Raw genomic sequence first — 21,112 nt, 5'->3', positions numbered from 1 at the left:
GAGCGGGCCCCGTCACGGGCCGCGGGCGGGGGGCGGTCAGGCCTTGGTGATGGTGACGTTGTCGATGCCGGCCTCGACGAGGCTGCCGGTTCCGTTGTCGGCCGCTTCGACGAGGATGCGGACGGACTGGCCGGCGTAGGCGGACAGGTCGTACGTCGCCGTCTGCCATGCACCGGCCTTGTTGGCCGCGGCGCCGCTCTGGTTCAGCACGGTGCTCGACCCGTTCGCGCCGACGACGCGGACGCGCAGGTAGTCGTCGGTCGAGCTGTTGTTGAGGTAGGCGAAGTTCCAGGAGAACTTCAGCGACAGGGTGCCGCTCGGCAGGCTGATCGCCGGGGACTGGACGCTGCTGACGCCGCCGTCGAGGTCGTAGGTTCCGGCGTCGGTTCCGGCGGCCGCGCCCGTCACGAGGGCGCCGCTGCCGCCCGCGGCGGCGAGCTGCAGGTTGGTGCCGGAGTAGCTGGTCGGCTGCGGGGTGCCCCGCTCCCAGCGGCCCGCGGTGGCGGTGTCGGTGCCGTTCGGGTTGGTCGTCCAGCCCGTCCCGGACTCGAAGTCGTCGGAGTAGACGGAGCCGGGCTGGCCCTGCCCGACGGTCAGCGTGTAGGTGGCCGTGCGGTCGACGGACGCGCCGTCGGCGAGCACGGTCAGCCGGTAGGTGCCGTCAGCGGTCCCGGCCGGGACGGTGACGGTCATCGTGGACGACTGCCCCGAGGTGATCGTGGACGGGGAGAACGTGGCGGTCGGGCCGGACGGGCTGCTCGTCGCCGACAGCGAGATCTGCTGGGCGGTGCCGCCCGTGGTCTGGGTGGCGACCGTGGCGGTCGCCGTCCCGCCCGCCTGGGCGCTGCCCGAGCCGGGGCTCAGCGTGACCGAGAAGTCGTTCTGCTGGGTGCCGCAGGCCGCCTCGCCGCTCTGCGCGGGGACGTTGATCGCGCTCCACGCCGCCTTCACCGCGTTGCACTCGGTGGCCGAGCCGGGGAACAGCTGCAGCGCCGCGTTGATCGTCTCGACGCGGGCGCGGGCGTGGCTCCAGCTCGTCACCTTGCGGTTCAGGCCGCCCATGAAGATCTGGCCGGCCTTCTGGATGCCGATGCCGGTGACGGTGGAGTTGTTGCAGGTCGGGCTGGTCGGGTTGCCGTTGGTGGGGTTCGAGCCCTCGGCCAGCAGGTAGAACCAGTGGTTCTGCGGGCCGGCCGCCGCGTGCACCTCGGTGTTCGGGATCGAGGAGGAGTAGCAGTTGGGGTCGCCCAGCGCCGAGGGGTTGTACATGTTGCGGATCGGGCCCTGGCCGACCAGGTCGACCTCCTCGCCGACCAGGTAGTCCGGCGGGTCGTAGGTGGAGGGCTCGTTCATGTAGTGCTCGGTCAGCGCGCCGAAGATGTCGCCGGCCGACTCGTTCATGCCCCCCTTCTCGTTCCCGTTGCCGCCGCTGTCGCCGCCGGGCGTGGTGGTGAAGACGGCGTGGCCGTTCTCGTGGCCGACGACGTCGACGGAGGTGGCCTGCTTGGTGCCGGCCTGGTTGTGGCCGAAGTTGGTGTAGCTGCCGTTCCAGTAGGCGTTGACGTCGTTCAGGCCGACGCGGAGCGGGAAGCCGCCGCCGCTGCCGTTGATGCCGTTGCGGCCGAGCCAGGAGCCCAGCATGTCCCATTCCTTCTGGACCGCGTAGAGGGCGTCGACGCAGGCGGTCTCCAGGTCCGTGCCGCTGCCGCTGCCCCAGGCGCTGTCGGTGCCGGTGTAGGCGGAGCCGTTCTGGCCGCCGCACCGGATGCCGGAGCGCTGCGGGTCGGTCATGGACGTGGCGGCGGTGCTGAGGTCCACGGTGCCGTGGTAGTAGCTGCGGTCGTCGGCCGCGTCCCGGACCTCGTCGTAGGTCTTGACGACCTTGCCGGTCTTGGCGTCGACGAACACGTGCAGCTTCGTCGGGGCCTTCTTCTGGGTGCCGCTGACGACGGTCTCGTAGACGAGCCGTCCCGAGCCTTCGGCGAGCACCATCAGGCGGGGCGTGGAGGCGGTCTCGACCTTGGACACGCGGGCGCGCGAGGCCTTGGCGGCCTGCGCCGCGCCGACCGAGGCCTTGGTCGACACGTCGAGCGTGCGGGTCTGGTCGACGGAGGTGCTCAGCACGCCGCCGCTCGCGTTGGTGGTGACGACGAAGTCGCCGCCGTAGACGGGCAGGCCGTCGTAGGTGCGCTCGTAGGCCACGTACTGGAGGCCGCGCAGGCCCGAGGTGACCCCGCGCCGGACGATCCTGTCCTTGGGGGCCTTCTTGAACGCGGCGGGCTTCGCCGCGACCAGGCGGTCGGCCGAGGCGGCGGCGACGGTGCGGGGGTCCGGCTTGGCCGGGGCCGCGGGGGCGGTGCGGGGTGTCGCACCTGAGGCGGGCGAGGACATCGCCACGGCGAGGCCGACGGACAACGCCGCCGCCCCGATCGCGGTCTGGTGTCTCACGGGGGTGCTCCTTCCACGTGCCGGGCGGGCGGAGGGGGTGGGCACGCGGAGGCCCTTGTAAGAGCGCTCCATGAACCGCCGCCCGCCCGGCGGGGGGTTTGGATGGGGGACTCATCCGGATGAGCTGACCCGAAGTGCACCCCGGTTCGAGAAAGGTGTCAATAAATCCATTTGGTTCTGGATTTTCAATCTCGGCGGGCGGCTCTCTGAAACCAATGGAATGACGTGGCGGAGCAGCGCGAACGGGCCGGGCCGAGAGATCGGCCCGGCCCGTCCGGCAGGGAACCCTGAGGGCGGCGCGCGCGTTGAGACGCCTGCCGCCCGGCGGGGTCGGTCAGGGGGCGATGCGGCGGCAGAGCCAGGAGAGCGCCATGGGGTAGCGGTAGTCGATGCCGCCGTGGGCGGCGTCGAACAGCTCGAAGTGGATCACGTCCTCGGCGACGCCGGCGTCGAGCAGCGCCCGGTGGTACGCCTGCGCGCCGATGTCGAGGTACCACTCGTCGCGCGTGCCGCCGTCGATCCAGATCGCCCGCTGCGAGCGCATCGCCTCGGCGTGCTCCGGCACCATCCGCACCGGGTCCCAGGCGAGCCAGCGCTCCCACACCCGCGGCCGGAGCACGCCGGTGACCGGGTCGAACGGCAGCTCGGGAGTGCCGTCCTCGCGGGCGGAGTAGCACGCGGCCATGCCGAGGATGTTGAGCAGCTCCATGTCCTCGGGCTTGGTGAACGAGGTGCGGCTGTTGAAGTCGTCCCACCAGCGCAGGATGTCGCCGTCGTACTTGCGCAGGAACCGGACGCACTTGGGGAACTCGGTCAGGTAGCAGTACTCGAACAGGGCGTCGCCCGCGTGCGTCGCGAGCGCGCCGAACAGGTCGGGACGGAGCATCGGCGTGATCATCGCGCCGTAGCCGCCGCTGGACTTGCCGCTGATCGCCCGGTGCTCGGGCGCGTCGAGCGTCCGGTAGTGGCCGTCCACCCACGGGACGATCTCGTCGCAGATGTAGGAGTGGTAGCGGCCCGTGCCGGGGGAGTCGACGAACTGGCTGCCGCCGTGCGCCGTCCAGGCGTCCACGAACACCACGATCGCGGGCGGCGCCTCTCCGGAGGCGAACACCTCGTCGGCCGTCTCGGGGAAGGGCCGCCGGTAGGGCATCCGGTTGCGCCAGATCCCGACGTGGCCGGTGAAACCGGTGATCACGTAGACGCTGGGGTAGCGGCGGTCGGGTTCGTCGTCGTAGCCGGGTGGTACGTACACCAGCACCGGCCGCTCGTGCGGGTCGTCCAGCGGGTTGCCGCGCAGCAGTTCGCTGCTGACGACGTGGTCTTCGAGGCGGCCGGCGAGATCGGCGGACCACGGCTGCATTGCGTACTCCCTCGTCGCAAGCGGATGATCACCTTGACGCTAACCCATGGCCGGGACGGCGGGACGGGGCCGCCGCCGGGCGCGGATGTCACAACGCGGCCGTGTTCTCCGTCCCTCTGGGGAAGGAAGGAACAGATATGACGGACAACGCCGCACTGCTGCGGGACCTGCACCGTCCCGGTGAGCCGCTGCTGCTGCCCAACGTCTGGGACGCGGGGAGCGCGAAGATCGTCCAGGAGGCCGGGTTCCCGGCCCTCGCCACCGCGAGCGCCGCCGTGGCCGCCATGCTCGGCTACCCCGACCACGAGGGGGCGCCCGTGGAGGAGATGTTCGCCGCCGCGGGGCGCGTGATCCGCGCGGCGACCGTCCCCGTCACCGTGGACGCCGAGGCCGGGTACGGGCTGCAGCCGGGGGAGCTGGTCGAGCGGCTGCTCGCGATCGGCGCGGCGGGCTGCAACCTGGAGGACGCCTACGCCGGGGAGCTGGCCGAGCCGGAGGCCCAGGCGGAGTACATCGCGGCCGTCCGGGAGGCGGCCGGGGACGCGCTGGTGATCAACGCCCGCGCCGACACGTTCGTCGCCAAGGTCCCGGACCCGGTCGAGGGCGCGATCGCGCGGGGACGGCTGTACCTGGAGGCCGGCGCCGACTGCGTCTACCCGATCGCGGCGCCGCCGGACGCCGTCCGGGCCCTGGTCAAGGGGATCCCGGGCCCGGTCAACGCGAACAACTTCCCGGGCACGTCGCTCGCGGAGCTGGCGGAGATGGGCGTCGCGCGCGTCTCCTACGGCCCGATGCCGTACCTGCGCGCCCTGGACTCCCTGAAGGAGTTCGCGGGCCGCGTCCTGGCGAAGGAGAACCCCTACACCTGACCGGGGCCGCCCGCACGAGGCCGGGCGCCCCGGTCCCGGCCTCCGTGCGGGCCGCGTGTGCGGGCGCTCTCGCCCCGGGCGTCTTGCAAGCGCACACTTACACTGGCACAGTGAGACGGAATCCGACTCGTTGTATCAATCGTGGGCGCAGGCGCGAGCCCGTACGGAGGTGGGGCCGGCATGACCGCGACCGTTGAGGAGACGCCGCCGAAGGTCGTTCTTGACTCGATCAGCGGGGTGGCCCTGGCCGCCGCCGCGTCCAACGTCGTCATGCAGCTCTCCCGCCTCCCGATCGGGCACGGCGTCGCGGAGAGCACGGTCGACAGCGGCCGCGTCGACAAGCACCCGGTCAAGCGGGCCCGCACCACGCTCAGCTACATCGCCGTCGCCATGCTCGGCACCGAGGCCGAGCGCGAGGCCATGCGCCGCGAGGTGAACCGCGCGCACCGGCACGTCCGCGCGAAGGAGCCCGTCGCCTACAACGCGTTCGACCGCGAACTGCAGCTGTGGGTCGCCGCGTGCCTCTACGTGGGCATCGAGATGATCTACACGATGCTGTACGGGACGCCGTCGCGGGACCAGGCCGCCGACCTGTACCGGCACGGCGCCCGCTTCGGCACCACCCTCCAGGTCACCCCGGACATGTGGCCGCCGGACCGGGACGCCTTCGAGGACTACTGGCGGGCGGGCCTGGCGAAGATCGAGATGGACGACGTGACCCGCGGCTACCTGCGCGACCTCGCCGAGATGCGCTTCCTGCCCGCACCCGTCCACCGGACGTTCGGCCGGTTCCACCGCTTCCTGACGATGGGCTTCCTACCCCAGCCCTTCCGCGACGAGCTCGGCTTCCCGTGGACGCCCCGCGACCAGGCGCGCTTCGACCGCTTCGTCCGCGTGCTGGCGGCGAGCAACCGGGCCCTGCCGCGCCCGGCCCGCGAGTTCCCCTTCAACCTCTACCTGCGCGACGTCCGCCGCCGCCTCAGGACCGGGCGCCCGATCGTGTGACCGGGCCCCTCAGCGGGACGGGTCCTGCGCGTCCCCGGCGTCCCTGTCCGGCTCGGACGGCCCGATCTGGAGTTCGAACTCGCCCTGGTGGCGGGCGACGCCGGCGATGACGGCGTCCTCCAGGACCTCGGCGCCCTTGTGCTGGCGGCGCATCATCGGGTCGGAGCGCACGTCCTTCGCCAGCGCGACGCACAGCAGGATCAGCACGATCGCGAACGGCAGCGCGCCGATGAAGGTGATGTTCTGGATGCCGTTCAGGGCCCTGTCCCCGCCGACCACCAGCATGATCGCGGCGACCCCGCCGGTCATCGCGCCCCAGAAGATCACGATCCAGCGGGCCGGGGAGGTCGAGCCGCGCTGCGACAGCGTGCCCATGACGATCGACGCGGCGTCCGCGCCGGACACGAAGAAGATCGCCACGAGCACCATGACGACGACCGCGGTCACCGCCGTCCACGGCAGGTGGCCGAGAACGTTGAAGGTGATCTGCTCCTCGGTGCCGTTCCCGAACGGGTTCAGCCCCCTGCGCTGCTGGTCGATGGCCGTCCCGCCGAAGATCGCGAACCAGACCACGCTGACCGCGCTCGGCACGAGGATGACGCCGCCGACGAACTGCCGGATGGTGCGGCCGCGGCTGATCCGGGCCAGGAACATCCCGACGAACGGCGCCCAGGAGATCCACCACGCCCAGTAGAAGATCGTCCAGCTGGACAGGAACGTCTTCATCGGCTCGCCGCCCGTCGCGCCGGACCGGGACGCCATCTGCCCGAAGTCCTGGAGGTAGACGCCGAGCGAGGTGGGCAGCAGCTCAAGGACGAACACGGTCGGCCCGACCACGAACACGAAGACCGCGAGCACGACGGCCAGCACCATGTTGACGGTGGACAGCCACTGGATGCCCCGCGCGACGCCCGACACCGCCGACACCACGAAGCAGACCGTCAGCACCACGATGATCAGCACGAGGGTGGTGGTCCCGAGCGAGGAGATCCAGCCCGCCTCCTGCATCCCGGTCCGGATCTGCAGCGCGCCGATGCCGAGCGAGGCGGCCGACCCGAACAGCGTGGCGAACAGCGCGAGGATGTCGATGACCTTGCCCGCCGGGCCCTCGGCACGGCGGCCGAGCAGCGGGGCGAACGCCGAGCTGATCAGCTGGCTGCGCCCCCGGCGGTAGTGGCTGTACCCGATCGCGAGGCCGAGCACGGCGTAGATGGACCACGGGTGCAGCGTCCAGTGGAACATCGTCGTCGCCATGGCCGTCTCGATCGCGGCATCGCTCTGCGCCGGGTCGGTGCCGGGCGGCGGCTCGACGAAGTGGGTCAGGGGCTCGGCCACGCCGAAGAACATCAGCCCGATGCCCATGCCCGCGCTGAACATCATCGCGACCCACGAGACGGTGCGGAACTCCGGCTCGTCCCCCTCATGGCCGAGGGGGATGCGGCCGTACCGGCTGAACGCCAGCCACAGCGAGAAGATCACGAAGCCGGTGGCGGCGAGGACGAACAGCCAGCCGAGGTTCGTCAGCAGCCAGTCCAGCATCGCGTCCGCCGCCGAGCTGAGGCCGCCGGTGTCGGCCCCGCCCCAGATCACGAACGAGGCCGACAGCACGGCCGCGACGCCGTAGACGATCCAGTCGGTGTGCGGGCGCCCGCGCTTGATGAGGCTCACGGGCTCGGTACCGGGATACTCGTCCCGCTCGCCGGGCTCGGGCTCGATCCTCTCCATAGCCCGGTGTCCTGCCCGGAAGTTCACCGCGCAGTTACGCTGCGCGGCGATCCGTTTGCAAAATCTTTCGGATCCGGGAACCGCGCGTCCCGGCCGCCGGACCCGCCGCCGGCCGGGGACGGGATCAGCGGCGGGCCGTGATGCGGCTGGGCAGGGACGCGAAGCCGCGGTCGTTGGACGAGCGGACCCGCCGGGCCGCGTCGATGTCGATCTCGTAGTCGGCGACGACGTCCGCGATCGCGCCGAGCGCGTTGCGGGCCTCCAGCCGGCCGAGGTTCGCGCCGAGGCAGTGGTGCCGGCCGTTGCCGAACGCGAGGGAGGCGCCGGTGTCGCGGTCCAGGTCGAAGCGGTCGGGCTCGGGGAAGACGTCCGGGTCGCGGTTGGCGGCGCCGACGAGCAGCAGGACGCGCGCGTCCGCCGGGATCGTCGTGCCGTGCAGCTCGACGTCCTCGGTGGTGGTGCGGGCGAGCGCCTGCGACGGCGGGTCCCAGCGCAGGGTCTCCTCGATCCAGTCCTCGATGCGCCCGCCCTGTCCTGGAAGCAACGCCTCGGCCCGCTGCGCGGGGTGCCGCCAGGCGGCGTGCCAGGCGTTGCCGAGCGTGAGCATCGTGGTCTCGATGCCGGCGCCGACGAGCAGGATCAGCACGCCGACGATCTCCTCCGGGGTGAGCCGGTCCTCGTCCTCGGCCGCGTCCAGCAGCCCGGACAGCAGGTCGTCGCGGCGCCGCTGGGCCCGCTCGACGGTCAGCTCGGTGTAGTAGGCGACGAGCGCGCCGATCGCCTGCAGCGCCTCGGGCGGCAGGTCGCCGCCCGCCTCGTCCCGGTACATGATCGCCATGCCGAGGTCGCGGACCCTGCCGCGGTCGGCCTCGGGGACGCCGACCAGCTCGGAGATCACGTCGGTGGGGAAGCGGGCCGCGAAGTCCGTCATCAGGTCGAAGGAGTCGCCGTCCAGGTGCGGCGCCAGGCAGTCGCGCGCGATCTCGCGGATGCGCGGCTCCAGCGCCTGGACGCGCTTCTGCGTGAACGCCCGGGACACCAGGCCCCGCATCCGGGTGTGCTTCGGCGGGTCCATCGCGACGAAGGAGAAGAACCTCTCCGCGTCCGGGCCCCAGAAGGCCGGCTCGATCCGCAGGCCGTTCCGGCTGGAGAACCGGTTCGAGTCCTTCAGCGCCGCCAGGACGTCGGCGTGCCGGGAAATGGCCCAGAAATCGTCGTCCTCATTGCGAAAAACCGGTGACTTCTCGCGCAGTTCCGAGTACACCGGGTAAGGGTCGTTCTGAATCGCGAAGTCGAACGGGCTGTAGAAGAGATCCACGGTCGCCACCATTTCACAAAGGTCGCCGTTTCGACCCCCCGTCCATGTGAGATTCTGTTCCCGCCCCGCACGACGAGGGTTTTTGGTCTTCTCCGCCGCGGGGGCGCGGCGGGCAACGAAACGAGGTCGCCGTGGAAGATGAGTGGGTCCCGGCGGGGATCGACCCGACGAAGGCGCACCCGTCCCGCCGTTACAACTACTGGCTCGGCGGCAAGGACAACTTCGCGGTGGACCGCGAGTCGGCGGAGGTCGTCGCGTCCGCGTGGCCCACCGTCTCCCTGTCCGCCCGGGAGAACCGCAGATTCCTCAAGAGGGTGGTGGGGTACCTGGCCGGTGAGGCCGGAATCCACCAGTTCTTCGACATCGGGACCGGGCTCCCGTCGGCCGGCAACGTGCACGAGGTCGCGCAGGCGATCGAGCCGACGTCCCGCGTCGTCTACGTCGACAACGACCCGGTGGTGCTCGTCCACGCCCGCGCCCTGCTGAACAGCGACCCCGCGGGCAGGACCGCCTACATCGAGGCCGACCTGCGCGAACCCGGCACGATCCTCTCGAACCCCGACCTGCGCGCCACCCTGGACCTGTCCCGGCCGACGGCGCTGATGCTGGTCGCCACCATGCACTTCGTCACCGACGACCACGACCCGTACGGCATCGTCTCCCGCCTGCTGTCGGCGCTGGCGCCGGGCAGCTTCCTCGTCATGACGCACGCGACCAGCGAGCACCTCACCCCCGAGCAGTACGCGGAGAACGAGGAGGCCAACGCGCGCAGCGGCGTCCCGTTCCGGCTCCGCACCCGGGAGGAGTTCGCGCGCTTCTTCGACGGCCTGGAGCTCCTCCCCCCGGGCGTCACCTCGGTCGTCGACTGGCGTCCGGACGTCCCGCCGGAGGACCGCCCGTCGGTCGAGGACGTCTCCATGCTGTGCGCCCTCGCCCGCGTCCCCTGACCCGCCGGCTCAGGCGCGCGCCTTCGTCACCGCGTCGACGAGCTCTTCGACGTCCGCGAGCGTGGTGCGGTGGCTGATGACGCATGCGCGCAGGGCGGCGCGCCCGTCCAGCCGGACGGGGCTGATCCACGCTCGCCCGCTCCCCACGACCGCGCGGGCGAGCGCGTCGTGGCGCTCCCACGTCCCGTCGCCCGGGTCGGCGAAGCACACGACGGGCAGCGGGGTGTCGTTGACGATCTCCCAGCCCGCGGCGGCGAGCCCGCCGCGCAGCGCGTCCGCCAGGCCGGCGTCGCGTTCGAGCTGCTCGGCGTAGCCCGCGCGGCCCGCGACGGCGAGGCTGAGGAACAGCTTGAGCCCCATGAACCGCCGTGACCACTGCTGGCTCGAGGTGTAGGGGTCGACGGTGCCGTGGATCTCGTCCGGCATGTAGGACGTGGTGACCCGGAAGGTCTCCGCGAGGCCGTCGGCGTCCGTGCAGAGCAGCGCGCCCGCGCCCATCGGGACGCTCAGCCACTTGTGCGCGTCGAGCGTGATCGAGTCGGCGAGCTCGATGCCGTCCAGCGCGGGCCGCAGCCGGTCCGACAGGGCCGCGGCGCCTCCGTAGGCGGCGTCCACGTGCAGGCGGAGGCCGTGGTCCGCGCAGAGGCCGGCCAGGTCGCGCAGCGGGTCGATCGCCCCGGCGCCGGTGGTGCCGGCGGTCGCGACGACGAGGAACGGCAGGTCGCCGCGCGCGCGGTCGTCGGCGACCAGCTCGGCCAGCCGCGCGGCCTCCATCCGCAGCCCGGGCCCCGTCGGGACGAGGCGCACGGCCTCCCGCCCGATGCCGGTGGCGTGCGCGATCTTCAGCCAGGCCAGGTGGCTCTCGGCCGACGCGTACAGGACCGGGCGGCCGGGGAGCGCCCGCAGCCCCTTCTCGCCGTAGCCGGGCCAGGTCCTCGTCAGCGCCATCAGCACGGCCGTCAGGTTCGCCTCCGCGCCTCCGCTCGTGAACGACCCGGCCACCCGTTCCGGCGGGTAGCCGAGCCGCCCGCCCAGGAAGCGCAGCAGGTGCGCCTCGATCTCCGCGGCGGCGGGCGCGTGCGACCACGCGGCCAGCTGCGGGTTGAACGCCGCCGCGAGCGTCTCGCCGACCACGCCCATCAGCGTCGGCGTCGGGTTGAACAGCCCGAAGTACCGGGGATGCGTGGTGTGGACGGTGGTCGCCCGCAGCAGCTCCGCGACCCCGTCGACCGCCTCGCGGGGCGGGACGGGACGGGCGAAGTCGTACGCGCCGATCGCCGCTCGCAGCTCCGCCACGTCCACGGGGGCGCTCACGTCCCGCCCGGCGATCCGTTCGCGCTCGTCCCGCAGCAGGTCGACGACCTGCCGCCACACGCGCTCGGCCGGTTCCGGGGGCGGGTCGAAGGAGGCTCGTCCAGAGGGGAAGTCGTCCATGCGTCCGAGCCTGGCGCGCGCCGCCCCCCGCCCCAAGTGGCAGAAGTGACCATCATCGCTAAATTAGTGACATGCACACGCTCGCCGTCGCGGTCACCGAAGGGGTGCCGATCTTCGAGCTGGCGATCCCGTGCGAGGTGTTCGGGTACGAGCGCCCGGGGCTCGCCGCCTCCTGGTACGACTTCCGCCTCTGCGCCGCCCCCGGCGCCCGCACCACCGCCGGGTTCGTCCCGCAGGCCGGGCACGGCCTCGACGCGCTCGCCGACGCCGACACCGTCGTGATCCCCGCCTGCGCGAGCGTCGTCGACGAGCAGCCGCCGGACCTGGTCGACGCGGTCCGCGCCGCGCACGGCAACGGCGCCCGCGTCGTCTCGCTGTGCACGGGCGCGTTCGTCCTCGCCGCCGCGGGCCTCCTGGACGGGCGCCCCGCGACCACCCACTGGATGCACGCGGGCCAGCTGGCGGCCCGCTACCCGAAGGTGCTGGTGGACGCGTCCGTCCTCTACATCGACGACGGCGACGTCCTGACCAGCGCGGGCACCGCCGCCGGGCTCGACCTGTGCCTGCACGTCGTCCGCAACGACCACGGCGCCGCCGTGGCGAGCGCCCTGGCCAGGCGCCTGGTGATGCCCGCGCACCGTCCCGGCGGGCAGGCCCAGTACATCGACGCGGCCGTCCCCCTGGCGGACGCGGACGAACTGGGCCCGCTCCTCGACTGGGCGCGCGAGCGGCTGCACGAGCCGCTCACCGTCGCCGCTCTGGCGCGCCGCGCCAACGTCACCACCCGCACGCTGATCCGCCGCTTCCACGCCGCGACCGGCACGACCCCCATGGCGTGGCTGCGCGGCATCCGCATCGACCACGCGCGCGAACTCCTGGAGACAACCTCCCTCCCGGTCGACCAGATCGCCGAACGCTGCGGCCTCGGCAGCCCCGCCAACCTCCGCCACCACTTCACGCGGGCGGTGGGCGTCCCGCCGACCGCCTACCGCCGCACCTTCGCCCCCGCTGACGCGGTCCGGGGCTAGAAGACCGGGGTGCCGTCGCGGACGAGTTTCCAGTTCTCAACGTGGAACGTCGCGGGGTCGATGGTCTCCGCGGCGGACGCGTACTCGACGATCGCCTCGCGGATCGCCACCTGGGCGTTGTAGACGACCGGCGCGGTGGCGATGTGGGGGAACCCGCCGCCGCCCGACTGGCGGTAGTTGTTGACCGCGACGACGAACTTCCGGTCGTCGGCGACCGGCGTGCCCTCGTAGGCCAGGCCGGTGATGCGCGAGCCCTCCGGCTTGGCGATGTCGACGTCGTAGGTGACGCCGGAGAACTGGTCGTAGTTGTAGTCGGGGCGGTTGTTCGCGTTCGTCCACGAGGCCGGGTCGACCGGCGCGCCGGGGGCGGCCTGCTCGAAGTACCGGGCCGAGTACTCCAGGTACTCCTTGATCTGGGAGCCCGTCAGGATGCTCGCCAGCAGCGTGTTGTCGTAGATGTAGAGGCCCGCGATGTCGCGGATGGTGACCTTGCCGGCCGGGAAGGTCGCGGCGCGGCTGAACGGCGCGGCGATCGAGACGACCGGCAGGGACGCGTTCTCCGTGCCCGCGACGGCCTCCCTGACCTTCGCGGTCTGCACCTGGTGGACGTAGTCCAGGATCGCGGTGTCCTTCCAGCACGACTCCGCCGCCGACATCTCCTCGGTGGAGGTGGCGACCTCCTTGTTGACGTAGGCGACCACCGCGTCGTGCTGCTTCTTGACGAGGGTGACGAGCGCCGGGTCCTCCTCGACCGTGTTGCTGTTCACGGTCGTCGCGGACTTGCCGGTGACCGTCCAGCGGCCCCGCTCGTGGACGAGGGTGAGGTCGAAGACCGACAGGCGCTGGCCCCAGCACTTCGGCTCGCTCATCACGACCGTCCGGCCGGTGGCCTCGTTGGTGACGAACCGCTCGGGGATCTCCAGGTGCGCGTGCCCGAACAGGATCGCGTCGATCTCCGGGACCTTCTCGGCGACCAGGGCGGCGGCGTTCTCGACGGGCAGGGCGTCGCCGTAGGACGAGGTGCCGCTGTCGCCGGAGTGGGCGCTGACGACGACCACGTCGGCGCCCTTCGCGCGGATGACCGGCACCCAGCGCCGGGCCGTCTCCACCAGGTCCAGGAAGTCGAGCCGGCCGGAGACATTGGCCTTGTCCCAGATCGCCACGCCCGGGTTGGTGAGGCCGAGCAGCCCGACGCGGATCGGCGGGTGCCCGGGAACCCGCATCGTCTTGATCATGTACGGGCGGTAGGCGGGGCGGCGGGTGCCCGCGTGGACGGCGTTGGCCGCGAGCACCGGCGCGTCCATCTGCTCGATCCACCGGTTCAGGAACGGGATGCCGTAGTTGAACTCGTGGTTCCCGAGGGCCACGGCGTCGTAGCCGACGGCGTTCATCTGCCGCGCCATCGGGTGGGTCGCGCCCGTCTCGGTGATCGGTTCGACGGAGGCGTAGTAGAAGCCGAGGGGGGTTCCCTGGAGGGTGTCGCCCGCGTCGAAGAGCAGGGTGCGCTCGCGGCCGCGGTCGGCGCGGATCTGGTTCACCAGGCTGGACACGCGCGCCAGCCCGACGACGTTGCCGCCGCTGTCGCTGTACCCGGCGTCCTTGTAGTAGTCCCAGTCGACGGCGTGGCTGTGCAGGTCGGACGTGCCCATGACGGTGATCGTCACGGACCGGCCGCCGGCCGCGGCCCGCGCGGAGCCGGGCCATCCGGCCAGGGCCAGCGCGCTCGCGGCGGTGAGACCGCCGAGGACCTGCCTGCGGCTGACATCCGGCACGCGGCAGGAGCACCAGCGGGGCTCGGGGGCCTTGGGGCTGTGGCGGTCCGCATTCTGCATGGCGCTCTCGTTCCTTCGGCGGAGGGGACGGCAGAACGATAGAGGCGCAGCTCACGATCGCTTTCGGCGAGATCCTCCGATCCTTGGCCGGAATCGTTGGCAGTCCTTGTGCAACGACCTCGGCCGAGGTCGACCCGCGCGAACGCCCGGTCAGGCTCTGCCCGACCGGGCGTTCCGTCGTATCGGGGGTACCTCGCCTGCCGGGAGGCGTGTCCGAAACCCGGCCGTCCGGGTGGTGTGGCCTGCGTCACAGGGGCGATCGGATGTCCCAGTAGCTAACCGCTTGAACGACTTTGTGGCCTTTAAGTCACTATTGCCGTGTTTAGCGTTTCGTGTTCCTCTATTTAAGGCAATGTCTGATTGCGGACCGCCGCCGCCCGTTTCCGCGCCGCCGTCCGCCCGCCCGCCGTCGAGCCGCCCACCGAACCGCCCAGCCACTGAGCCGCCCAGCCACTGAGCCGCCAGCCATCGAGCCGCCCCACGCCACGCAGCGACAGCGGAGGTCCGGATGCGCAAGGAGACGCTGGAGAGCTTCGTCCTCGGGGACGTCCTCCGGTCACAGGCGCAGGTTCACCGAAGACAGACGTTCCTCAGATTCCGCGACGGGGAGATCAGCTACGGGGAGGTCGACGCCGCCGCCGACCGGCTGGCCCGCGCGTTCTCCGCCGCCGGCATCGCGCGCGGCGACCACGTCGGCGTGATGCTCCCCAACTGCGCCGACTTCGTCCACGTCATCTTCGCGCTCGCGCGGCTCGGCGCGGTCGCCGTCCCGATCAACATCGCCTACCGGGGCGAACTGCTGCGGCACGTCCTGGACAGCTCCGACTCCGGCTGGCTGATCGTCGACGGCCCCTACGCCGAGCGGCTCGTCGAGATCGCCGACCGCCTGCCCAAGCTGGAACGGGTCGTCGTGCGGGGCGCCGCCGAGGCCGGGGTGCTGCTCGACCGCCTCGGCAAGCCCGCGCGGGAGATGTCCGCCCTCCCGGCCGACGGCTCCGGGCCGGTGGAGGTGAAGGTCGGCTTCGGCGACATGCAGGCGATCATGTACACGTCCGGCACGACCGGGCCGTCCAAGGGCGCCATGGTCCCGCACGCGCTCGCGCTGACCTGCGCCTACGACTCGCTGGACTTCCTGGACCGCTGGGGCAAGACCGTCTACTGCCCGCTGCCGCTGTTCCACGCCGCCGCGCTGTGGGACGGCATGCTCTCGGCCCTGCTCGGCGGCGGCTCCATCGCGATCGTCGAGCGGTTCAGCGCGTCCCGGTTCTGGGACGACGTGCGCCGCTTCGACGCGCAGGTGTGCATGAGCGTGTTCTCGATGATCCCGATCCTGCTGAACCGCCCGCCGACGTCCCGCGACCGCGACCACCGGCTGGAGACGTTCTACATGGGCAAGTCCAACCTGGACGAGCCGCTGCGGGAGCGGTTCGGCGTCCGGTCGGTGGAGACCTACACCAGCACCGAGGCGGGCATCGCGACCGGCAGCCCGTACGGGGAGTGGCGGCTCGGATCGTGCGGGCAGGCGCACGAGGAGCGGTTCCAGGTGGCGGTCGTGGACGAGTGCGACCGGGAGGTCGGGCCGGGCGAGCCGGGCGAGCTGGTCCTGCGGCCGAAGCAGCCGTTCGTCCTCACCACCGGCTACTACGGCAACTGGGAGGCAACGACCCGCTGCTTCCGCAACATGTGGTTCCACACCGGAGACAGGGTGTGGCGCGACGACGACGGGTATTTCTACTTCCTCGACCGGATGAAGGACGCCATCCGCAGGCGGGGGGAGAACATCTCGGCCTTCGACCTGGAGACCGAGATCAACCGGCATCCGGCGGTGCTGGAGTGCGCCGCGATCGGCGTGCCCTCGGAACTGGAGGACGAGGACATCAAGGTGTCGGTCGTGGTGCAACCGGACACCGGGCTCGACCCGGAGGAGCTGGTGGCCTACTGCGAGGAGCGGCTGCCGCGCTCGATGGTGCCGCGCTACGTCGAGTTCATCGACGCGCTGCCGCGCACCCCGACCGACAAGGTCGCCAAGTACAAGCTGCGCGCGCAGGGCGACGGCGGGATCACCCCGACCACCTGGGACCGGGAGGCGAGCAACCCGTGAACTGGGACGACACACCGGAGCAGGCCGCCTTCCGCGAGGAGGTCCGGGCCTTCGTCAGGGAGCGGTTCCCCGCCTCGTACCGTCCGGCGGGGGACGAGGAGCAGAGCCTCGAACCCGAGGACGTCGCCGGCTACAACTGGCCGGTCGACCGGGTCGCGGACGATCCCGAACGGCGCGAGGGGGCGCGGGCCTGGGCGGCGGCGCTGGCCGAGCGCGGCTGGATCGCGCCGCACTGGCCGCGGGAGTACGGCGGCGCGGGGCTGTCGGCGCTGGAGGAGTTCGTCCTGCACGAGGAGATGATGCGGGCCCGGGTTCCGACCGTGAACGGCATCGGCGCGTTCCTGCTCGGCCCGACCCTGCTCGTCCACGGCACCGACGAGCAGAAGGCCGCCCACCTGCCGCCGATCGCGGCGGGCGAGGCGACCTGGGCGCAGGGCTTCTCCGAGCCGGAGTCCGGCTCCGACCTGGCCTCGCTGCGCACCCGCGCCGTCCGCGACGGCGACGAGTACGTCGTGGACGGCCAGAAGGTGTGGACGTCCCTCGGCCAGTACGCCGACTGGCTGTTCGTGCTCGTCCGCACCGACCCGTCCGCCGAGCGCCCCCACCGCGGCATCACGTTCCTGCTGGTCGAGGCGGACGCGCCCGGGGTGACGATCCGTCCCATCACCGACATCCGCGGGGCGGCGCCGTTCTGCGAGATCTTCTTCGAGGGCGTCCGGGTGCCGGTCGCGAACCGGGTCGGCGAGGAGAACCGCGGCTGGTACGTGGCGATGTCGGCGCTCGGCTTCGAGCGGGCCGGGATCGGCGCCACCATCAAGTACGAGCACGCCCTCGCCGATCTGGTGGCCTGCCTGAGGTCGCCGGAGGGGGAGCGGCACGCCCGGCGCGGTCCCGCGCTGCGGCAGGAGATCGCGCGCCGGCGGACCGAGATCGCCGTCCTGTACAACCTGGCCCGCTACACCGTGTCGCGGCAGGCGGCGGGCGACGAGCCCGGCTTCGAGGCGTCCGTCAACCAGCTGTTCGGGGCCGAGCTGCACCAGCGGCTCGCGCGGACGGGCGCGCTGGCGTTCGGGCGGTCCGCCGCGCTGTGGGAGCGCGAGGGGGCGCCCCTGGACGCGGTGTTCACCCACATGCGCCGCGACTCGGTCGCCTCCACCTTCCTCGGCGGCACCACCGAGATCCAGCGCAACGTCATCGCCACCCGGGGCCTGAACCTGCCCCGCGGCTGACCACACACGGGAGGAGCGCACGCACATGCTCGACGAGAACGCCTACGAGACGATCGACCTGCGGCTCGAGGAGCGGGTCGCCTGGCTGACGCTGAACCGGCCGGACAAGCTCAACGCGCTGACGCCCACCACGATGACGGAGCTGCGCGACATCTTCACCCGCGTGGACGACGACGAGGACGTCTGCGTCGTGGTGCTGCGCGGCGCGGGCGAGCGCGCGTTCTGCGCCGGCATGGACCTGTCCTGGTCGGAGAAGCTGACCCCGCGCGAACGGATCGAGCAGGGCCGGCTCGGCGAGAAGACGTTCGCGATGATGGAGCGGCTGTCCGTCCCGGTGATCGCCGCGGTGCACGGGTACGCGGTCGGCGGCGGGCTGGAGTTGGCGCTCGCGGCGGACTTCATCATCGCCTCCGACGACGCCAAGATGGGGCTCGTCGAGATCACGCTGTCGGCGCGCCCCCCGTACCGCCCGAAGATGACCGAGGACGGCGACCCCGACCAGCCCGAGTTCGGCGGCTCGGCCCCCGGGTGGGGCGGCGTGAAGCGGCTGCCGGAGCGGATCGGCAAGGCCCGCGCCAAGGAGCTGCTGTTCACCGGCGCCCGCATCGACGCCGACCGGGCGCTGCGACTCGGCCTGGTCAACGACGTCTACCCGGCGGAGGAGTTCGACAAGCGGATCGGTGAGCTGGCCGAGCGGATCGCGGCGATGAACCGCTACAACCTGCGGCTCGTCAAGGAACTCGTCACGTACGGCTACGACTGGATCGAGCCCCACCCGAGCTAGGAGGACCCGTGCAGATCTACCGCATCGATCACGTCGCGCAGGTGACCCCCGACCTCGACCAGCAGGTCGCCCTGCTGGAGGGGCTGATCGGGTTCCGGCGCGTCCGGAGCTGGGACAACCCGGCCGAGGGCGTGCGCGGCGCCCGGCTGGAGATCCCCGGGAGCCGCGGGCAGGCGTGGGAGGTCGTCGCGCCCGCCGGTGACGACTCGTCCTTGCAGACCTGGCTGGACGAGCACAAAGGGCGCCCGGGCCTGCATCACGTCGGCGCGGAGGTGCCCGACCTGGAAGCCGTCCGCGCGGAACTCGAAGTGCGCGGCATCAAGCCGACCGACTGGGCGTGGGGACGCTGGCTGGAGGCGTCGCTGAGCCCGCCCGAGCACGGCACCGGCGTGCTGTGGCGGCTCCGCGGACCGGGCGGCCTCGACATGTGCGGCGACACCGCCGGCTCGGACGCCGAGCCGTCCGAGCCGGACGGCCCGTCGCTCGGCGTCGTGGCGCTCGACCACATCTGCCAGGCGTTCCACGACCGGGACGTCCTCGCCCGCTGGTACCGCGACCTCGCCGGGTTCGTGCAGGTCTGGCGGACGGCGGACGCGGAGCACCCCGACATGGCCGACCTCGTCCTCAACATCCCCGGCTCGACGATCTGCTGGGAAGTGATCATGCCGCGCGGGGAGGACTCGTTCATCGACCGCTTCCTGGAGCGCGGCGGCCCGGGCGCCCACCACGTCACCTTCGAGGTGGCCGACTGGGACGCGGCCCTGGCGGCCTGCGAGTACCACGACGTCCCCACCTTCGACGACGAGGAGGGCGTCACCGACGGCGCCGCCTGGAAGCACACGTTCGTCCACCCGAAGCACACCGGCGGCATCCTCGTCCAGCTGTTCTGGGAGGAGCGGCCGGGCGTGTGGGTCCGCTCGGACAAGGTGCCGCCGCCATGGACCTGAGCCTGACCGAGGACCAGGAGCTGATCGCCGCCACGGCCCGCGAACTCCTGGAGTCCAAGGCCGCGACGGCGGACGCGCGGGCCCTCGGCGACGACCCGTCCGGCCACTCGGCGCCGCTCTGGAAGGAGATGGTCGAGCTCGGCTGGACGGGCCTGGCCTTCCCCGAGGAGCACGGCGGCGTGGGCGGCGACTTCCTGGACGTCTGCCTGCTGTTCGAGCAACTGGGGTACGCGCAGGTCCCGAGCCCGCTGCTGGCCTCGGTCGCGTGCTGCGGCATGCCGGTCGCGCGGTTCGGGACGTCCGCCCAGAAGGAGCGCTGGCTGAACGCCATCTCGGTCGGCCAGATCGTGACCGCGGCGCCGCTCCCGTGGGACCGGCCAGGCGAAGGCCCGGTCGCGTCGCGCTCCGACTCCGGCTACGTCCTGGACGGCACGGCCACGTTCGTGCCGTTCGCCGCGTCCGCCGAGCACATCCTGGTGGTGGCGCGCCTGGACGGTGAGCCGCGCGCCTTCTGGGTGGACACCGCGGACGTCACCCTGAAACCGCTCGGAACGATCGGCCACGACCGTCCCTGCCACGCCGAGATGGACGCCCTCTGGGTCCCCGGCGAAGCCGCCCTGGGCACGGACGCGGCCGCCGCGATCTCGCTGTTCGGCGCAGCCGCCACCTGCGCGGAGATGGTGGGCGCGGCCCAACGCGTCCTCGACATGACGGTCCGGTACGCCACGGAACGCGAGCAGTTCGGCCGCGCGGTCGGCTCGTTCCAGGCCGTCCAGCACCACTGCGCGAACATGGCCATCGACGTCCTGGGCTCCCGCTTCACCGCCTACGAGGCCATCTGGCTTCTCTCAGTGAACCGGGAAGCCGCACAGCAGGTGGCGATGGCCAAGGCCTGGGTGAGCGAGGCCTACGAACGAGTGTGCGCTCTGGGCCACCAGGTCCACGGCGCCATCGGCTTCACCCAGGAACACGACCTGCACCTGTTCTCCGAACACGCACTGGCCGCATCCCTGGCCTTCGGCGACGCCGACCTTCACCTGAACAACCTGGCCGACGCCCTCGACCTGCCCTGACCCTCCCCTGACACTGACGCCCGGCCGAACCCCGGCCGGGCGTCAGCCCAACGCGACCTCTGCGAGCGGCTCCCACCGGTACAGGTGGCCGTCCCGAACCTGGGCGACCAGATGCGCGGAACCCACCCGCAGGGGAACCGGCTCGGGCCGCGAATCGAGGGCGTCGACGATCGGGGCGGCGGGCCCGTCGGCGTTGCTGTAGGCGATGGAGACATGCGGCGTCCACCCGGGCTCACCGTCGAGCGGGTGCACCCCAACGGTCTCGGCCGCGGCCTGGCGCATCGCCTCCCGGACCGGATCGAGCCCGCGCTCCGGACGGATGCCGAGCGCCACCCCCTCGCTGTGCACCCACAGCCGCCCGACCTCCACCTCGATGGGCGCGAGCGCGCCCAGACGGCGTCCGACGCCCGCGGCAAGCGCCTCGACCTGCTCGCGTGGAATCTCGTCCTCGAACCCGACGATCTGCGTGGTCATATGCACCCACTCGGCCGGAATGAGATCCAGCCCGTCCACCCCGGCAAGCATGTCCTGGTACCGGCGAACCAGATCGCTCACCTCGGACTGCCCGTCGGGCAGGATGTGCCAGAGCAACATCCGCCGCCCGGGCCGCATCCCCGGCAGCCACCACCAGTGATCGGACATGCGTTCGGGCATCGGCTGCACGGCCTCTCCAGAGCACTCAACACCACAACGATGATCGCCAAGCCACCCTACGCAGGAGAGGCCACCGGCAAAGCCGTTCGGGCAACGGAACGTGCTGCAGGGCGGGAGTGGGCGATCTTTCGGGGTGTTGCTGGATACACCTCCTGAGGGGCATGGATTCACCGGCCCTCGGGGGTGTAGGGCGATGGTGTGCAGACTCCGGCCTTTCTAGCGTCGTGGGCATGAAAACGAGCTTTGTGAGCGGCCGCATTTCGCGGATTCTGCTCGGTGCTGCGCTGGTCGCGGCGGGGGCGGGGTGCGCCGCGCAGTCCGGGGAGCCGGCCGCGGGCCCGGCCCCGGGCCGGGC

16 protein-coding genes are annotated in these 21,112 nt (G+C 71.9%); 9 read left to right on the top strand and 7 right to left on the bottom strand.

From position 1 onward, the window contains the following. Positions 1 to 36: 36 nt before the first annotated feature. Positions 37 to 2,448, bottom strand: a complete 2,412-nt coding sequence (locus tag AB0K37_RS12820) for a M4 family metallopeptidase (RefSeq protein ID WP_363979138.1) — start codon at positions 2,446 to 2,448, stop codon at positions 37 to 39. Between the two features lie 334 nt (positions 2,449 to 2,782). Beyond that, positions 2,783 to 3,811, bottom strand: coding sequence for an alpha/beta hydrolase-fold protein (locus tag AB0K37_RS12815; RefSeq protein ID WP_363979135.1), 1,029 nt, complete (start codon positions 3,809 to 3,811; stop codon positions 2,783 to 2,785). A 137-nt stretch (positions 3,812 to 3,948) separates the two neighbouring features. Here AB0K37_RS12815 and AB0K37_RS12810 point away from each other — a divergent pair, with 137 nt between their 5' ends. Next, positions 3,949 to 4,680 (top strand): isocitrate lyase/phosphoenolpyruvate mutase family protein, encoded by a 732-nt coding sequence (locus tag AB0K37_RS12810; RefSeq protein ID WP_363979132.1) that lies wholly within the window; start codon positions 3,949 to 3,951, stop codon positions 4,678 to 4,680. Between the two features lie 180 nt (positions 4,681 to 4,860). Then, positions 4,861 to 5,685 carry an oxygenase MpaB family protein gene (locus tag AB0K37_RS12805; protein WP_363979129.1) on the top strand — a complete coding sequence of 275 codons (825 nt, stop codon included), beginning with the start codon at positions 4,861 to 4,863 and terminating at the stop codon, positions 5,683 to 5,685. 9 nt (positions 5,686 to 5,694) lie between these two features. Here the strand turns inward: AB0K37_RS12805 and AB0K37_RS12800 are convergent, their stop codons facing one another. Next, positions 5,695 to 7,410, bottom strand: a complete 1,716-nt coding sequence (locus AB0K37_RS12800) for a BCCT family transporter (RefSeq protein WP_363979126.1) — start codon at positions 7,408 to 7,410, stop codon at positions 5,695 to 5,697. A gap of 124 nt (positions 7,411 to 7,534) precedes the next feature. Further along, positions 7,535 to 8,740: a cytochrome P450 gene (locus AB0K37_RS12795; RefSeq protein ID WP_363979123.1), complete on the bottom strand. Its 1,206-nt coding sequence runs from the start codon at positions 8,738 to 8,740 to the stop codon at positions 7,535 to 7,537. A 119-nt stretch (positions 8,741 to 8,859) separates the two neighbouring features. Here AB0K37_RS12795 and AB0K37_RS12790 point away from each other — a divergent pair, with 119 nt between their 5' ends. Continuing rightward, a complete protein-coding gene (locus AB0K37_RS12790) occupies positions 8,860 to 9,675 on the top strand; it encodes an SAM-dependent methyltransferase (protein ID WP_363979120.1) in 816 nt (271 codons plus the stop codon). Between the two features lie 9 nt (positions 9,676 to 9,684). Here the strand turns inward: AB0K37_RS12790 and AB0K37_RS12785 are convergent, their stop codons facing one another. After that, entirely contained in the window at positions 9,685 to 11,109 is a 1,425-nt protein-coding gene (locus AB0K37_RS12785; protein WP_363979117.1) for a pyridoxal-dependent decarboxylase, read from the bottom strand. Between the two features lie 71 nt (positions 11,110 to 11,180). Here AB0K37_RS12785 and AB0K37_RS12780 point away from each other — a divergent pair, with 71 nt between their 5' ends. Continuing rightward, entirely contained in the window at positions 11,181 to 12,137 is a 957-nt protein-coding gene (locus tag AB0K37_RS12780) for a helix-turn-helix domain-containing protein (protein ID WP_363979114.1), read from the top strand. Here the strand turns inward: AB0K37_RS12780 and AB0K37_RS12775 are convergent. After that, positions 12,134 to 13,969, bottom strand: a complete 1,836-nt coding sequence (locus AB0K37_RS12775; protein WP_363979111.1) for a 5'-nucleotidase C-terminal domain-containing protein — start codon at positions 13,967 to 13,969, stop codon at positions 12,134 to 12,136. The genes AB0K37_RS12780 and AB0K37_RS12775 overlap by 4 nt on opposite strands. A 508-nt stretch (positions 13,970 to 14,477) precedes the next feature. Here AB0K37_RS12775 and AB0K37_RS12770 point away from each other — a divergent pair. The 5 genes from AB0K37_RS12770 to AB0K37_RS12750 are packed head-to-tail and all read left to right on the top strand — an operon-like array spanning position 14,478 to position 20,103. Next, the gene (locus tag AB0K37_RS12770; protein WP_363979108.1) at positions 14,478 to 16,070 is read left to right on the top strand and encodes an AMP-binding protein; all 1,593 of its coding nucleotides are present in this window, start codon (positions 14,478 to 14,480) and stop codon (positions 16,068 to 16,070) included. Continuing rightward, positions 16,067 to 17,299: an acyl-CoA dehydrogenase family protein gene (locus tag AB0K37_RS12765; RefSeq protein ID WP_363979105.1), complete on the top strand. Its 1,233-nt coding sequence runs from the start codon at positions 16,067 to 16,069 to the stop codon at positions 17,297 to 17,299. Before AB0K37_RS12770 ends, AB0K37_RS12765 begins: the two co-directional genes overlap by 4 nt. Before the next feature lie 25 nt (positions 17,300 to 17,324). After that, complete coding sequence (locus tag AB0K37_RS12760; protein WP_363979101.1) at positions 17,325 to 18,083, top strand: enoyl-CoA hydratase/isomerase family protein; 759 nt, start codon at positions 17,325 to 17,327, stop codon at positions 18,081 to 18,083. Between the two features lie 8 nt (positions 18,084 to 18,091). Then, positions 18,092 to 19,030, top strand: a complete 939-nt coding sequence (locus AB0K37_RS12755; RefSeq protein ID WP_363979098.1) for a VOC family protein — start codon at positions 18,092 to 18,094, stop codon at positions 19,028 to 19,030. Next, positions 19,021 to 20,103 carry an acyl-CoA dehydrogenase family protein gene (locus AB0K37_RS12750; protein ID WP_363979095.1) on the top strand — a complete coding sequence of 361 codons (1,083 nt, stop codon included), beginning with the start codon at positions 19,021 to 19,023 and terminating at the stop codon, positions 20,101 to 20,103. Before AB0K37_RS12755 ends, AB0K37_RS12750 begins: the two co-directional genes overlap by 10 nt. A gap of 42 nt (positions 20,104 to 20,145) precedes the next feature. On the opposite strand, the gene AB0K37_RS12745 is transcribed toward AB0K37_RS12750, so the two are convergent. Continuing rightward, positions 20,146 to 20,757: a 2'-5' RNA ligase family protein gene (locus tag AB0K37_RS12745; protein WP_363979217.1), complete on the bottom strand. Its 612-nt coding sequence runs from the start codon at positions 20,755 to 20,757 to the stop codon at positions 20,146 to 20,148. Between the last annotated feature and the right edge of the window lie 355 nt (positions 20,758 to 21,112).

The organism is Actinomadura sp. NPDC049753 (assembly GCF_040674655.1).
GTDB lineage: Bacteria > Actinomycetota > Actinomycetes > Streptosporangiales > Streptosporangiaceae > Spirillospora > Spirillospora verrucosospora.
This window is presented reverse-complemented; position numbering and strand designations above follow the sequence as displayed.

Bases quoted from the DNA above. Each gene is read 5' to 3' on its own strand.
- AB0K37_RS12815 (WP_363979135.1), bottom strand. From the start codon at position 3,811: ATGCAGCCGTGGTCCGCCGATCTCGCCGGCCGCCTCGAAGACCACGTC.
- AB0K37_RS12810 (WP_363979132.1), top strand. From the start codon at position 3,949: ATGACGGACAACGCCGCACTGCTGCGGGACCTGCACCGTCCCGGTGAG.
- AB0K37_RS12805 (WP_363979129.1), top strand. From the start codon at position 4,861: ATGACCGCGACCGTTGAGGAGACGCCGCCGAAGGTCGTTCTTGACTCG.
- AB0K37_RS12800 (WP_363979126.1), bottom strand. From the start codon at position 7,410: ATGGAGAGGATCGAGCCCGAGCCCGGCGAGCGGGACGAGTATCCCGGT.
- AB0K37_RS12795 (WP_363979123.1), bottom strand. From the start codon at position 8,740: ATGGTGGCGACCGTGGATCTCTTCTACAGCCCGTTCGACTTCGCGATT.
- AB0K37_RS12785 (WP_363979117.1), bottom strand. From the start codon at position 11,109: ATGGACGACTTCCCCTCTGGACGAGCCTCCTTCGACCCGCCCCCGGAA.
- AB0K37_RS12780 (WP_363979114.1), top strand. From the start codon at position 11,181: ATGCACACGCTCGCCGTCGCGGTCACCGAAGGGGTGCCGATCTTCGAG.
- AB0K37_RS12775 (WP_363979111.1), bottom strand. From the start codon at position 13,969: ATGCAGAATGCGGACCGCCACAGCCCCAAGGCCCCCGAGCCCCGCTGG.
- AB0K37_RS12770 (WP_363979108.1), top strand. From the start codon at position 14,478: ATGCGCAAGGAGACGCTGGAGAGCTTCGTCCTCGGGGACGTCCTCCGG.
- AB0K37_RS12760 (WP_363979101.1), top strand. From the start codon at position 17,325: ATGCTCGACGAGAACGCCTACGAGACGATCGACCTGCGGCTCGAGGAG.
- AB0K37_RS12750 (WP_363979095.1), top strand. From the start codon at position 19,021: ATGGACCTGAGCCTGACCGAGGACCAGGAGCTGATCGCCGCCACGGCC.
- AB0K37_RS12745 (WP_363979217.1), bottom strand. From the start codon at position 20,757: ATGCCCGAACGCATGTCCGATCACTGGTGGTGGCTGCCGGGGATGCGG.